Origin of the sequence: Caulobacter ginsengisoli (assembly GCF_030814835.1) — a bacterium.
Lineage (GTDB): Bacteria > Pseudomonadota > Alphaproteobacteria > Caulobacterales > Caulobacteraceae > Caulobacter > Caulobacter ginsengisoli.
Genome location: NZ_JAUSVS010000011.1, coordinates 79246 through 91868, shown reverse-complemented (window position 1 = coordinate 91868; position 12623 = coordinate 79246). Strand labels below are relative to the sequence as shown.

The 12623-nt window shown below is 68.8% G+C and carries 17 protein-coding genes; 10 read left to right on the top strand and 7 right to left on the bottom strand.

Going from position 1 to position 12623, the window contains the following annotated elements; genetic code table 11:
* From QO010_RS21010 to recR, 3 genes are read left to right on the top strand one after another with little or no spacing between them, the layout of a single operon-like run.
* Window positions 1-324, top strand: coding sequence for a YbaB/EbfC family nucleoid-associated protein (locus tag QO010_RS21010; protein ID WP_307352517.1), 324 nt, complete (start codon window positions 1-3; stop codon window positions 322-324).
* A gap of 11 nt (window positions 325-335) precedes the next feature.
* The gene (locus tag QO010_RS21005; RefSeq protein ID WP_307352514.1) at window positions 336-791 is read left to right on the top strand and encodes a nuclear transport factor 2 family protein; all 456 of its coding nucleotides are present in this window, start codon (window positions 336-338) and stop codon (window positions 789-791) included.
* A 3-nt stretch (window positions 792-794) separates the two neighbouring features.
* Window positions 795-1397 (top strand): recombination mediator RecR, encoded by a 603-nt coding sequence (gene recR, locus QO010_RS21000; RefSeq protein WP_307352511.1) that lies wholly within the window; start codon window positions 795-797, stop codon window positions 1395-1397.
* Window positions 1398-1522: 125 nt separating this feature from the next.
* Here the strand turns inward: recR and QO010_RS20995 are convergent, their stop codons facing one another.
* Together QO010_RS20995 and QO010_RS20990 are read right to left on the bottom strand one after the other, a co-directional pair.
* Window positions 1523-1864, bottom strand: a complete 342-nt coding sequence (locus QO010_RS20995; protein ID WP_307352509.1) for a GIY-YIG nuclease family protein — start codon at window positions 1862-1864, stop codon at window positions 1523-1525.
* A 126-nt stretch (window positions 1865-1990) separates the two neighbouring features.
* A complete protein-coding gene (locus QO010_RS20990; protein WP_307352505.1) occupies window positions 1991-2599 on the bottom strand; it encodes a glutathione S-transferase family protein in 609 nt (202 codons plus the stop codon).
* 41 nt (window positions 2600-2640) lie between these two features.
* On the opposite strand from QO010_RS20990, the gene QO010_RS20985 reads away from it, so the two are divergent.
* Genes QO010_RS20985 through def form a run of 3 tightly spaced genes read left to right on the top strand, consistent with a single transcriptional unit; the run spans window position 2641 to window position 4722 of the window.
* Window positions 2641-3849, top strand: coding sequence for a DNA recombination protein RmuC (locus QO010_RS20985; protein WP_307352502.1), 1209 nt, complete (start codon window positions 2641-2643; stop codon window positions 3847-3849).
* 9 nt (window positions 3850-3858) lie between these two features.
* Window positions 3859-4140 carry a hypothetical protein gene (locus QO010_RS20980; protein ID WP_307352499.1) on the top strand — a complete coding sequence of 94 codons (282 nt, stop codon included), beginning with the start codon at window positions 3859-3861 and terminating at the stop codon, window positions 4138-4140.
* A gap of 54 nt (window positions 4141-4194) precedes the next feature.
* Window positions 4195-4722, top strand: coding sequence for a peptide deformylase (def, locus tag QO010_RS20975; protein WP_307352497.1), 528 nt, complete (start codon window positions 4195-4197; stop codon window positions 4720-4722).
* A 15-nt stretch (window positions 4723-4737) separates the two neighbouring features.
* Here def and QO010_RS20970 read toward each other — a convergent pair whose 3' ends face one another.
* Window positions 4738-5058: a cell surface protein gene (locus QO010_RS20970; RefSeq protein WP_307352495.1), complete on the bottom strand. Its 321-nt coding sequence runs from the start codon at window positions 5056-5058 to the stop codon at window positions 4738-4740.
* An 85-nt stretch (window positions 5059-5143) separates the two neighbouring features.
* On the opposite strand from QO010_RS20970, the gene fmt reads away from it, so the two are divergent.
* Complete coding sequence (gene fmt / locus QO010_RS20965; RefSeq protein WP_307352492.1) at window positions 5144-6058, top strand: methionyl-tRNA formyltransferase; 915 nt, start codon at window positions 5144-5146, stop codon at window positions 6056-6058.
* Window positions 6058-6795, top strand: a complete 738-nt coding sequence (truA, locus tag QO010_RS20960; protein ID WP_307352490.1) for a tRNA pseudouridine(38-40) synthase TruA — start codon at window positions 6058-6060, stop codon at window positions 6793-6795. Before fmt ends, truA begins: the two co-directional genes overlap by 1 nt.
* Before the next feature lie 220 nt (window positions 6796-7015).
* On the opposite strand, the gene dapE is transcribed toward truA, so the two are convergent.
* Window positions 7016-8158, bottom strand: coding sequence for a succinyl-diaminopimelate desuccinylase (dapE, locus tag QO010_RS20955; RefSeq protein WP_307352488.1), 1143 nt, complete (start codon window positions 8156-8158; stop codon window positions 7016-7018).
* Between the two features lie 28 nt (window positions 8159-8186).
* Here dapE and QO010_RS20950 point away from each other — a divergent pair, with 28 nt between their 5' ends.
* Window positions 8187-8651 (top strand): cupin domain-containing protein, encoded by a 465-nt coding sequence (locus QO010_RS20950; RefSeq protein ID WP_307352485.1) that lies wholly within the window; start codon window positions 8187-8189, stop codon window positions 8649-8651.
* Here the strand turns inward: QO010_RS20950 and dapD are convergent, their stop codons facing one another.
* Genes dapD through argB form a run of 3 tightly spaced genes read right to left on the bottom strand, consistent with a single transcriptional unit; the run spans window position 8652 to window position 11067 of the window.
* The gene (dapD, locus tag QO010_RS20945; RefSeq protein ID WP_307352483.1) at window positions 8652-9494 is read right to left on the bottom strand and encodes a 2,3,4,5-tetrahydropyridine-2,6-dicarboxylate N-succinyltransferase; all 843 of its coding nucleotides are present in this window, start codon (window positions 9492-9494) and stop codon (window positions 8652-8654) included.
* On the bottom strand, window positions 9491-10156 hold the full coding sequence (locus tag QO010_RS20940) for a pyrimidine 5'-nucleotidase (RefSeq protein WP_307352481.1): 666 nt from the start codon (window positions 10154-10156) through the stop codon (window positions 9491-9493). The genes dapD and QO010_RS20940 overlap by 4 nt, the downstream gene beginning before the upstream one ends.
* Window positions 10153-11067 (bottom strand): acetylglutamate kinase, encoded by a 915-nt coding sequence (argB, locus tag QO010_RS20935; RefSeq protein WP_307352480.1) that lies wholly within the window; start codon window positions 11065-11067, stop codon window positions 10153-10155. The genes QO010_RS20940 and argB overlap by 4 nt, the downstream gene beginning before the upstream one ends.
* 110 nt (window positions 11068-11177) lie before the next feature.
* On the opposite strand from argB, the gene QO010_RS20930 reads away from it, so the two are divergent.
* Window positions 11178-12452, top strand: a complete 1275-nt coding sequence (locus QO010_RS20930; protein ID WP_307352477.1) for a Xaa-Pro dipeptidase — start codon at window positions 11178-11180, stop codon at window positions 12450-12452.
* Window positions 12453-12623: the final 171 nt, after the last annotated feature.

Below are 12623 nucleotides of genomic sequence, written 5' to 3'. Positions count from 1 at the left end.
ATGAAGGATCTGGGCGGCCTGATGAAACAGGCCCAGGCGATGCAGCAGAAACTGGCCGAGGCTCAGGAACGGCTGGCTGACCTCCGCGTCGAGGGGACCTCCGGCGGCGGCATGGTCAAGGTCACGCTGAAGGGGACGGGCGAACTCGTCTCGGTCGAGCTGGACGAGAGCCTGCTGGTTCCCGGCGAAGGCGAGGTGATTTCGGACCTGCTGGTCGCCGCCCATGCCGACGCCAAGAAGAAGCTGGACGCGGAATCGGCCGAGATGATGCGCCAGGCGGCCGGGCCGCTGGCCGGGATGAAGATCCCGGGCATGCCGTTCTGAGGGACAAATCGATGATTAAGCTCCTGGCGACCCTCGCCCTGCTGGCGCTCGCGCCCGCCGCCTACGCGGCCGATACCCTGCCGCCGGACCTGGCGGCGGTCTCCGACGCCTTCGACAAGGCCCAGATCGACGGGGACGGCGCGGCGCTGGGGCGTATCCTGGCCGACGACTACCGGCTGATCGGCGGCGGGGCCAATGTCGAGGACAAGGCCCAGTTCATCGCCGACTTCACCGCCCCGGGCTTCAAGCTCGACCCGTTCACCGTGCGTGAGAAGATCGACAAGGTCTGGGCCGATGGGGCCATCACCGGCGGGCTGGTCGATTTCTGCGGGACCGACGGCGGCAAGCATTTCTGCCAGACCTTTCGCTTCTCCGACGTCTGGGCCAGGCGCGATGGGACCTGGAAGCTGGTCTACAGCCAGGTGACCCGCGTTCCGCCTCCCGCCCCGACGCCGGCGACCCCCTGACGCATGGCCGCGTCCGCCGGACCTGAGATCGAACGGTTGATCAGCCTGCTGGCCAAGCTGCCGGGACTGGGACCGCGTTCGGCCAGGCGGGCGGCGCTCACCCTGCTCAAGAAGCGCGAGCAGCTGCTGAATCCGCTGGCCGTGGCCATCGCCGAGGCGCGCGACCGGGTGCGGACCTGCTCGGTCTGCGGCTCTCTGGACACCTCCGACCCCTGCGCCATCTGCTCGGACAACACCCGCGACCAGAGCCTGATCTGCGTGGTCGAGGAAGTCGGCTCGATCTGGGCCATGGAGCGGGCCAGCGCCTTCCGCGGCCGCTACCACGTGCTGGGCGGGCTGCTCTCGGCGCTCGATGGGATCGGTCCCGAACGGTTGCGGGTCGAAGACCTGCTGCGCCGGGCCGGCAACGGTGAGGTCCGCGAGGTCATCCTGGCCCTGCCGGCCACCGTCGACGGCCAGACCACCGCCCACTACCTGGCCGAACGGCTGGGACCTTCGGGGGTGTCGGTGACGATGCTGGCGCGAGGGGTGCCGGTGGGAGGGGATCTCGACTGGCTGGACGACGGGACCATTGCGCAGGCGCTTAGGGCGAGACGGCCGGCGTAGTTGAGGCACTAATTGTTCTCCGCTTCCCCAGCGAAAGCTGGGGCCCATGAGCGCAGAAACGCTTCCACAGACCGAGCAGAATTTCCCCTCCCTCATGGGCCCCAGCTTTCGCTGGGGAAGCGCGGTTAGGGTTCTGGTATCGGCTTGTCGGTCAACACGAGCGGCGCCTGTTCTGGCGGCAGGCTGTTCAATTCCTCATACAGGTCCCGCCAGGTCGGGTTCTCGGCCTCGATCAGTTCGATCTTCCAGCGCCGCTTCCAGGCCTTGATCTGCCGTTCCCTTAGGCAGGCGCTTTCGCGGGTGTCGTGGACTTCGTACCAAACCAGGCGCGTGACATCGTAGCGCTTGGTGAAGCCCGGCATGCCCTTTTCGCGATGCTGCCAGGCGCGACGCGAAATGTCGTCGGTCTGGCCGGTGTAGAGCGTCCCATGCGGACGGCTGGCCATGATGTAGGCGTAGAAGGCCATCTATCTCTCCCCTCCCTCCCGCGTCCCCAGCGAAAGCTGGGGTCCATGAGAGCAGATCAGCCTGCGCCGCCGAGGCTCGTCCTCGCACTCATGGGCCCCAGCTTTCGCTGGGGAAGCGGGTTTTGGTTACATCATGAGCTCATACGGATGCTTCCACCCCGGAAGCGCCTTGATCCGCTCCAGCCAGGCCGCCACGGCGGGCCAGTCCCCTAGATCCACCCCCGCCTGATCCGCGAAGAACATGTAGCCACAGCAACTGAGATCGGCGGCGCTGACGGCGTCTCCCAGCAGGAAGGGCCGCTCGGCGAATTCGCCCTCCAGCCGCGCCAGGTCGGCCAGCATCCGCTGCCGCAGCCAGCCCAGCACGCGCGGCTCGGTGTCCGGCTCCCACATCAGCGCATAGCGCAGGTTGGGCAGGGAGATGCCGATGCGGTTGGCCTCCCAGAACAGCCATTCGGTCAGGCGGTCGGGATCGACCTCCCAGCCCAGCGCCCCGTGGGTGCGGGCCAGGTGCAGCAGGATGGCGTTGGACTGCACGATGGCCTTGCCGCCGGCGACCAGCACCGGGATCTCGCCGAACTTACTGACCGCCCGCCAGTCGGCGCGGCGCTCTTCGCGGGGCAGGAAGACCTCGACCTCGCGGTAGTCATGGGGAAGGCCCAGCAGGGTCAGGGCCAGGCGGGCCTTGTAGGAATGGCCGCTCTCGCGGTGGCCGTAGAGAATGTAGTCGGTCATGGCTTTTGCCTAGCACGCCGATTCCGCCTATGGAACGGAGCATGAACCCCGCCTTGATCGCCGCCATCCTCTTCGCCGCCCTGGCCCTCGGCTGGGCCGTGTTCGAGCGGCTGCGCTCGGGAAGGGTCGAGCGGCGGGCCTATGCCGCCGAGGCGCGGCTGGAGGCGGCCCAGGCCAACCAGGCGATGCTGCAGATCCAGGCCGAGCAGTCGGCGGGCGCGGTGGCCGAGGCGGTGCTCAAGCGCAACGAGGAAGCCATCCATAACCGCGAGATGCTGGTCCAGCAGCGGCTCGAAGCCCAGCTCAAGCCCGTCGCCGAGACCCTGGCCAAGTTCGAGGCCCAGGTGCAGGCCATCGAGAAGTCCCGCGCCGAGGACAGCGGCGGCCTGAAGGCCCAGATCGCCGCCCTGATGCAGGCCTCGGCCGACACCCAGGTCGAGGCGCGCAAGCTCTCCACCGCCCTGCGGCGCGGAGCGGGGGTGCAGGGCCGCTGGGGCGAGCAGGCGCTGAAGAACGTGCTGGAGACCGCCGGCCTCAACGCCCATTTCGACTTCACCGAACAGGTCAGCCTGGACACCGAGGAGGGCCGCCGCCGGCCCGACGTCACCGTCCGCATGCCGGGCGGGGCGGTGTTCGTCATCGACGCCAAATGTTCGCTGACCGCCTGGATGGAGGCCCAGGACGCCGTCGACGACGTCGCCCGCGAGGCGGCCCTGGTCCGCCACGCCCAGAGCGTGCGCGGCCACATGCAGGGCCTGGCCGGCAAGGCCTACTGGGACCAGTTCGTCACCAACCGCTCGCCCGACTTCGTGGCCATGTTCATCGCCGGCGACGGTTTCCTGGCCGCCGCCCTGGAGCGCATGCCCGATCTGCTGACCGAGGGCATGGGCCGGCGGGTGCTGATCGTCACCCCCACGACCCTGTTCGCCCTCTGCAAGGCCGTCGCCTATGGCTGGCGGGTCGAGGAGCAGGCCAAGAACGCCGACGAGGTCGCCGAGTTGGGCCGCGATCTCTACAAGCGGCTCTCGGTGATGGGCGGCCATGTGGCCGGCATGGGCAAGGCGCTGGAGAGCGCCGTGGGCCGCTACAACCAGTTCGTCGGTTCGCTGGAAACCCAGGTGATGACCCAGGCCCGCCGCTTCGAGGACCTCAAGGTCGACCATGAGGGCCGGGAGCTGCCGCAGCTTGAACCGGTGGAAGTGGCGGCGCGCACGCTGAACAAGCTGGCGCCGCCGGAACCGGAAGGCTAGCCTGACGCCATGATATGGATAATCGCCGCGCTCGGGGCCCTGCTGGCCGGTCTGTTCATGTGGCTCCGTCAGGGGCCGGAGCTGATCAGGGCCCGCCGCACGGGCGTGCTGATCGGCAAGTCGGCCAGCGCCCCGCGCATCGAGCGGGCGGCCGATCCTGAGCGGTTCGAGGCCCTGCTGCGCCAGCGAGGCAAGGCGCTGCTTAGCGCCTACTGGCTGATGATCGTCGGCGGGACGCTGCTGGCCTGGCAGCTGCTCGGTGTCTATCTGATCGTCAACGGCTACGGCTGAGGGCGGCAATCTCCCACCTTGACGGTCGGGATTAGCTCACCTACCTCCCCGCTCATGGCTACCCGTCGCATCCTCACCGTCGATAACGCCGCCGATCTGGCGGTGCTCAAGCGTGTTTCCCAGCCCGTTCCCGCCGTCACCGACGACCTGCGGGCGCTGATGGATGACATGCTGGAGACCATGTACGCGGCCCCCGGCATCGGCCTGGCCGCCGTCCAGATCGGCGAGCCGGTCTCGGTGATCGTCATGGACATCAGCCGCGAGGAAGACGCCAAGGCCCCGCGCTATTTCGTCAATCCCGAGATCGTCTGGGCCTCGGACGAATTGGCCGTCTACGAGGAGGGCTGCCTGTCGGTCCCCGAAATCTATGACGAGGTCGAGCGGCCAGCGAAGGTGAAGCTGAAATACCTCAACTATGCCGGCGAGGCGGTGGAAGAGGACGCCGAAGGCCTGTTCGCCGTCTGCATCCAGCACGAGATGGACCACCTCAAGGGCGTGCTGTTCATCGACCACCTCTCGCGGCTGAAACGCGAGCGGGCGGTGAACAAGGTCAAGAAGGCCGCCCGGGACAAGGCGGCCTGATCCTTCCCCGAAAGCCTATTTCTTAGCCGCGTCCCTGGCCTTGTCCGCGTCAGCCTTGGCCTTGGCGTCGGCCGCGGCCTTGTCCGCCGCTTCGGAGGTCTTGTCGGCCGCGTCGCCGACCGCGTCCTTGACCGCCGTGGCGTCGTCCTTGGCGGCGTCGGCGATGGCCGAGCCGGCCTGTTTGACCTCGGGGTCGCTGGCGATGTCCTTGGCGGCGTCGCCGATCTTGGTCGCCGCGGCGCTGGCGCCCTCGCTGACTTCCTTCTGGTGTTCCTTGGAACAGGCGGTCAGGCTGACCCCCGCCACCGCCAGACCGATAAGGATGATGTGACGCATGATGGGTTCCTCCAAACTTCGCCATATCAACGATCTGTGATCGTCCGGGTTCCCGCCGGACCCGGGCCAGGATAAACCCCCGCCCATGCGTCTCGCCTTCCTCGGCACCCCCGATTTCGCCGTCCCCAGCCTGGCCGCCCTGATCGAGGCCGGACACCAGATCGCCTGTGTCTACAGCCAGCCCCCCGCGCCGCGCGGCCGGGGTCAACAGCTGACCCCGTCGCCGGTGCACGCCTTCGCCGAGAAGCATGGCCTGATGGTGCGCACGCCGGTCTCGATGAAGGCGCCCGAGGAGATCGCCGCCTTCGCCGCCCTGGAGCTCGACGCCGCCGTGGTGGTGGCCTTCGGCCAGATACTTTTGCGCGAAGTGCTCGACGCCCCGCGCCTGGGCTGTTTCAACCTGCACGCCTCGCTGCTGCCCCGCTGGCGCGGCGCCGCCCCGATCCAGCGGGCGGTGATGGCCGGCGACACGGTCACGGGCGTCCAGGTCATGCGGATGAGCGAGGGTCTGGACGAGGGCGCCATCCTGCTCTCCGAGAGCGTCCGCATCGGCCCGCTCGACACCTCCGGGACGATGCATGACCGGCTGGCCGCCGTGGGCGCGCGGCTGTTGCCGCAGGCGCTGGCGCAGCTGGAGGCCGGGATCGCCGTCGAAACGCCCCAGGCGGCCGAGGGCATGACCTATGCCCGCAAGATCAAGCCCGCCGAGGCCCGCATCGATTGGTCCCGCCCGGCCGTCGAGGTGGACCGCCAGATCCGGGGCCTCTCGCCCTTTCCCGGCGCCTGGACCATGGCCGGCGATGTGCGGGTCAAGGCGCTGCTGTCGCGGGTGGAGGACGGCGAGGGCGATCCCGGCGACGTGCTGGACGATAATCTGCTGATCGCCTGCGGGGAGGGGGCCGTGCGGCTGCTGCGGGCCCAGCGCGAGGGCAAGGCGGCCCAGGACGCCGGCGACTTCGTGCGCGGCTTCCCGCTGACCCCCGGCGCGGCCCTGGTCTGATGCCCCGCTACCGCCTGACCATCGAGTATGACGGCCGGCCCTATCGCGGCTACCAGGCCCAGGCCGACCTGCCGAGCGTCCAGGCCTCGATCGAGCGGGCGGTGAAAGGCTTCTGCGGCCAGGACCTGCGGCTGCAGGCGGCCGGCCGCACCGATACCGGGGTCCACGCCACCGGCCAGGTCATCCATATGGACCTGGACAAGGACTGGCCGCCCGAGGTGGTCCGCGATGCGCTGAACGCCCATCTGGTCCCCGAGCCGATCAGCATTCTCGAGGCCGAGGTGGCGGTGGGCGACTGGCACGCCCGCTTCTCGGCCAAGGAGCGGCGCTACCTCTACCGCATCCTCAACCGCAAGAGCCCGCCGGCGCTCGATCAGGGCCGGGTCTGGCATGTGAAGAACCCGCTGGACGCGGAGGCCATGCACACCGCGGCCCAGCGGCTGGTCGGCCACCACGATTTCACGACCTTCCGCGACATGCAGTGCCAGGCCAAGAGCCCGCTGAAGACGCTGGACCTGGCGGCGGTCCGGCGCGAGGGCGACTATGTGCTGCTGGACTTCGCCTCGCGGTCGTTCCTGCATCGGCAGGTCCGGTCGATGACCGGGACCTTGGCCGAGGTCGGGGCCGGGCGCTGGACGGGCGAGGATGTCACGGCGGCGCTGGAGGCGCGGGACCGCAAGGCCTGCGGGCCGGTGGCGCCGGCGGAGGGGTTGTACCTGACGGGGGTCAGCTACTAACTCCTCACCCGTAGGGGGAGGACGACCGCGCCAGAGCGCGGTCAGGAGGGGGTCTTCGGGCAAGGGCTGCGGACGTAACCGTTGGCGCTCGGGGGTCTTGCAGCCCGCCCAAGCGAAGCCGGCAATTTCGCCGTCCCCGCCCAAACACCCCCACCGGGCCGGCCACGGGCGCGCTGCAGGCGCGCCTCGGGCGGGCCGTCCGCCCCCTACGTGGGCGGAGTTAGGAGAACCGCTCGAAATACCGTTCGATCAGCGTGCGATAGATCGCCGTCAGCTGCCGGATCTCCTCGACCGGCGCGCACTCGTTGACCATGTGCATGGTCGCCCCGACCAGGCCGAACTCGACCACGGGACACAGCGAGCGGATGAACCGCGCGTCCGAGGTGCCGCCGGTCGTCGACAGTTCCGGTTCGCGGCCGGTCACGGCCCTGGCCGCCTCGGCCACCAGGCTGGTGAAGTCGCCGCGCGGGGTCAGGAAGGCCTCGCCGCTGAGCAGCATCCGCACCGATACCTTCCCCTTGAAGGCCGCGTCGGCCTTGGCGACCTCGTCCTCGATCCAGGCCATCAGGTCGGCGCCCTTGTGGGCCGGGTTGAAGCGGATGTTGAGGCGGGCCACGGCCTGGGCCGGGATGACGTTGGTGGCGGTGTTGCCGACGTCGAAATTGGTGACTTCCAGGTTGGAGGGCTGGAAGCTCTCATAGCCCTCGTCCAGCACCCGGCCCTTCAGCCGGGCCAAGAGGTCGATCATCACCGGGATCGGGTTGGCCGCCCGATGCGGATAGGCGACGTGGCCCTGCTGGCCGTCGACGGTCAGCCAGGCGTTGAGGCTGCCCCGCCGGCCGATCTTGATCATGTCGCCCAGCTCGGCGGAGGACGACGGCTCGCCCACCACGCAATGGTCGATGACCTCGTCCTTGGAGGCCAGGAGCTGAACCACTTTGGCCGTGCCGTCCAGCGCCACGCCCTCTTCGTCGCCGGTGATCAGGAAGCTAAGCGAGCCGGGCACATCCCCCACCGCCGCCACGGCGCTGGCGAAGGCGGCGATGGCGCTCTTCATGTCCACGGCGCCACGGCCATAGAGCAGGCCGTCGATGACCTGGGCCTCGAACGGCCCCTGCTTCCAGGCGCCCGCGTCGCCGACCGGCACCACGTCGGTATGGCCGGCGAAGCAGAGATTGGGCCGCGCCGTCCCCCGGCGGGCGTAGAGGTTCTCGATCTCGCCGAACTTCATCCGGCGGCAGCGGAAGCCCAGTCCCTCCAGAGTGCGCTGCAGGATGTCCATGGCCCCCTCGTCGGCGGGGGTCACCGAGGGGCAGCGGATCAGGGCTTGCGCCAGGGCGATGGGATCGAGGACGCTGGTCATGACACACGCCTTAGCCGGAAACCCCGTCATGCCCAAGATCGACATCGCCGCCCTCCCGGTCCGCAAGGGCAGCACCTATCCCTCGCCGTTCGATGAACCCTGCCGGGGCCGCGCGCGCCAGGCGCTGGGCAATGCGGTGGGCCTCGACCAGTTCGGCGTCAACCTGATGCGGTTGGAGCCCGGCGCCTGGACCAGCCAGCGCCACTGGCACACCGCCGAGGACGAGTTCGTCTGGATCCTCGAGGGCGAGGTGGTGCTGGTCGAGAACGAGGGCGAGACGGTGCTGAGGGCCGGCGACTGCGCGGCCTTCAAGAGCGGTGTCGCCAACGGCCACCACCTCCAGAACCGCTCGGACAGGGTGGCGCTGATGCTCGAGGTCGGCACCCGCGACGACGTCAACGACGGCTGCGACTATCCCGACATCGACATGATCATCCGCCCGGGCGAGGACGGCCTCTGCCGGCATCGGGACGGAACGCCGTATCCGGACTAGCTACTCCCGCAGCAGGTCGTTGATCGAGGTCTTCGACCGGGTGCGGGCGTCCACCGTCTTGACGATCACCGCGCAGTAGAGGCTGGGCCCCATGCCGTGCGGGTCCGGCAGGCTGCCGGAGACCACCACCGAATAGGGCGGCACCTGGCCGGTGTAGGTTGTCCCGGTCTTGCGGTCGACGATCTTGGTGGTGGCGGTGATGAAGACGCCCATCGAGAGGACCGAGCCCTCGCCGACGATGACGCCCTCGGCCACCTCGGCCCGGGCGCCGATAAAGCAGCCGTCCTCGATGATGGTCGGGTTGGCCTGCAGGGGCTCGAAGACGCCGCCGATGCCGGCCCCGCCGGAGATGTGCACGTTCTTGCCGATCTGGGCGCAGGAGCCGACCGTCGCCCAGGTGTCGACCATGGTCCCCTCATCGACATAGGCGCCGATGTTGAGGAAGGACGGCATCAGCACCACGTTGCGGGCCACGAACGCCCCGCGCCGCACGATGCAGCCCGGCACGGCGCGGAACCCCGCCGCCTCGAAGCGACCGGCGTCCCAGCCGTCGAACTTGCTGGGGACCTTGTCCCACCAGGGCCCGACCGCCCCGCCCATGGCTCCGGCGTGCATGACGGTGTTGGGGTTGAGGCGGAAGGAGAGCAGGGCGGCCTTCTTCAGCCACTGGTGCGTCACCCATTCGCCGTCGATCTTCTCGGCCACCCGGACCTCGCCGGCGTCGAGCTTGAGCAGCGCCTCGTCCACGGCGGTGCGGACCGGCCCTTTGGTCTCGGTCGTCAGGCTCTCGCGGACATCCCAGGCGGCCTCGATCTCGGTCTTGATGTCGTCCAGGGTGCTCATGCGGCGGCGTCCTGCACCCGGGCGCCGGCCAGGAAGCCGGCCAGGTCGTCGGTGCGATGGTTGACGAAGGGGGCGGTCGAGGCGGCGGCGTGGGCGCCGACCAGGATGGTGGTCATGTGCAGGTCGTGGGCGGGGGCGAGGTTCTTCTCGCTGTCCTCGAAGAAGGCGGCGCCGGGCGCATGCACGGCATGGTCGGCGATCATCTTGGCGAAGGTCTCCGGGGCGGGCTTGGGCAGGAAGTCCGCCGCCTCGATATGGAAGGTCGCCTCGAAGAGGTGATCCAGTTCCAGCGTCTGCAGCACCCGCTCGGCGTGGCTGGCCGAGCCGTTGGTGAAGATCAGCCGCCGGCCCGGCAGGCGCTTCAGCGCCGCCTTCAGCGCGGGATCGGGGACCAGCCGGTCCATCGGCACGTCGTGGACGAAGTCCAGGAAATCGGCCGGATCGACGTCGTGGTTGGCCATCAGCCCGGCCAGGGTGGTGCCGTGGGCGTGGTAATACTTCTTCTGCAGGGTCCGGGCGTCATCGCGCGGGAAGCCGGTGAGCCTCTCCACGAAGTCGGTCATCCGCTCCTCGACCAGCCGCATGTGCAGCGATTCGGCCGGGTAGAGGGTGTTGTCCAGGTCGAACAGCCAGGTGTCGATATGTCTGAGGTCGGCGCTCATGCCCGGATCAACGTCCCCGCCCCGTGCTCGGTGAACAGCTCGACCAGCATGGCGTGCGGCCGGCGGCCGTCGAGGATGACCACCGCCTCGACCCCGGCGTCGACCGCGGCGATGGCGGTTTCCAGCTTGGGGATCATGCCGCCGGTGGCGACGCCCGTCTTGATGGCGTCGAAGGCCTCGGCGACGGTCAGCTGGCGGATCAGATTGCCGTTCTTGTCGAGCACGCCCTTGACGTCGGTCAGCAGCAGCATGCGCTTGGCCTTCAGGGCCCCGGCCACCGCCCCGGCCACCGTGTCGGCGTTGACGTTAAAGGTCTGGCCGGCCTCGGAGACGCCGATCGGGGCGATCACCGGCACATAGTCCTGCTCGGCATGGATCAGAGCCTGGATCAGCATCGGGTCGACCTTCTTGGGCTCGCCGACGAAGCCCAGGTCGACGACCTGCTCCATCTGGCTGCCCGGGTCCCGCGTGGTGCGCCGCGCCTTGGTGACGGTCAGCAGGCGGGCGTCCTTGCCCGAGAGGCCCACGCCCCGCACGTCGGCCTCGCGGCCGGCGATGGTGATCCAGTTGGCGATCTCCTTGTTGATCGCCCCGGAGAGGACCATCTCGGCCACCTCCATGGTCGCCTCGTCGGTGACCCGCAGGCCATCGATGAAGGTCGACTTGACCCCGGCCCGATCCAGCATGGCCGAAATCTGCGGCCCGCCGCCATGCACCACGACGGGGTGGACGCCCAGCAGCTTGAGCAGCACCGCGTCGGCGGCGAACAGGCGCGCCACGGCCTCCTCGCCCATGGCGTGGCCGCCGTATTTGATGACCACGATCTCGCGGTCGTAGCGCTGGATGAAGGGCAGGGCCTCGGCCAGGGTCTTCGCCGTGGCCCAGCCGGCCTCTTCGGTCTTGTCGCTCACGGCTTTCGACGGCCTCCTGGAATAGAGGGGACCCGATAGCGGACCCAGGCCCCCCTGTCACCCGCCGCCGCAACCGGCTAGCCTTCCGCCACTGATTTGGGGAGAGCGTCATGCGTCGTCTGATCCTGGCCATAGGCCTGGCCATAGCAACCCTGGCCGCAGGCGCGGCCCAGGCCGAGACCGTGGCGGTCACCGCCGCCCGGCTGCTGGACGTGGCCAGCGGCAAGTATGTCGACAATCCCGTGGTGGTGATCGTCGATGGCCGCATCACCGCCGTCGGCCGCCAGGGCGATGTCGCCATCCCCACCGGCGCGACCCGCAAGGACCTGCCGGGCCTGACCCTGCTGCCCGGCCTGATCGACATGCATGTCCACCTGGATTCATCGCCCCTCTATGGCGGCTACAACGACCTGCGCTTCACCGACAGCTTCTGGGCGGTGGTGGGGACCAAGAACGCCGAGCGCACCCTGCTGGCCGGCTTCACCACCGTGCGCAACGTCGGCTCGGACGACTATAACGACGTGGCCCTGATGGAGGCCGTCGACGAGGGCATCATCCAGGGCCCGCGCATCATTCCGGCCACCTATCTGATCGGGGCCACCGGCGGCCACTGCGACACCACCTACTTCCCGCCCTCGCTGAACCAGACCGCCCAGGGCGTCATCGATGGGCCCGAGGAAGGCCGCAAGATGGTCCGCAAGCTCAAGAAATACGGGGCGAAAGTCATCAAGATCTGCGCCACCGGCGGGGTGTTCTCCAACGACGCGGTGGGGGTCCAGCAGCTGGACCTGGACGAGATCAAGGCCATCGTCTCCGAGGCCCATATGCTGGGCCTGAAGGTCGCCGCCCACGCCCATGGTCCGGAGGGCATCAAGGCCGCCATCCTGGGCGGGGTCGACACCATCGAGCATGCCAGCCTCGTCGATGACGAAGGCATCAAGCTGGCCGTGAAATACGGGACGTATTTCGGCATGGACATCTACAACACCGACTACACCCAGGCCGAGGGGGCGAAGAACGGGGTCCGCGAGAGCGAGCTGAAGAAGGACCGCGACATCGGCGAGATCCAGCGCCAGAACTTCTGCAAGTCGATCAAGGCCGGGGTGAAGCAGATCTTCTCCACCGACGCCGGCATCTATCCGCACGGCGACAACGCCAAACAGTTCGCGGTGATGGTCCGCTATTGCGCCACGCCCCTGCAGGCCATCCAGGCGGCCACGCTCAACGCCGCGGCGGCGCTGGGCCAGGAAGGCGATGTCGGCCAGATCGCGGTCGGCCGTTACGGCGACCTGATCGGGGTGGCGGGCGATCCGCTGAAGGACGTCACGGTGCTGGAGAAGGTGGCCTTCGTGATGAAGGGCGGAGTGACGGTGAAGGGGCCGTAGAGGCTGTGGGAGAGAATTGAGGCCGCCCTACGCAAATCCTCCCCCGGAGGGGGAGGGGGACCATGCGGAGCATGGTGGAGGGGGTCTGAGCTACATCCAGGCGTCAGGAAAGAACGCGGCGGGTCGGCTGAGATTCGCTGGACAGAGGTGGTTGTAGCGGCAACCCCCTCC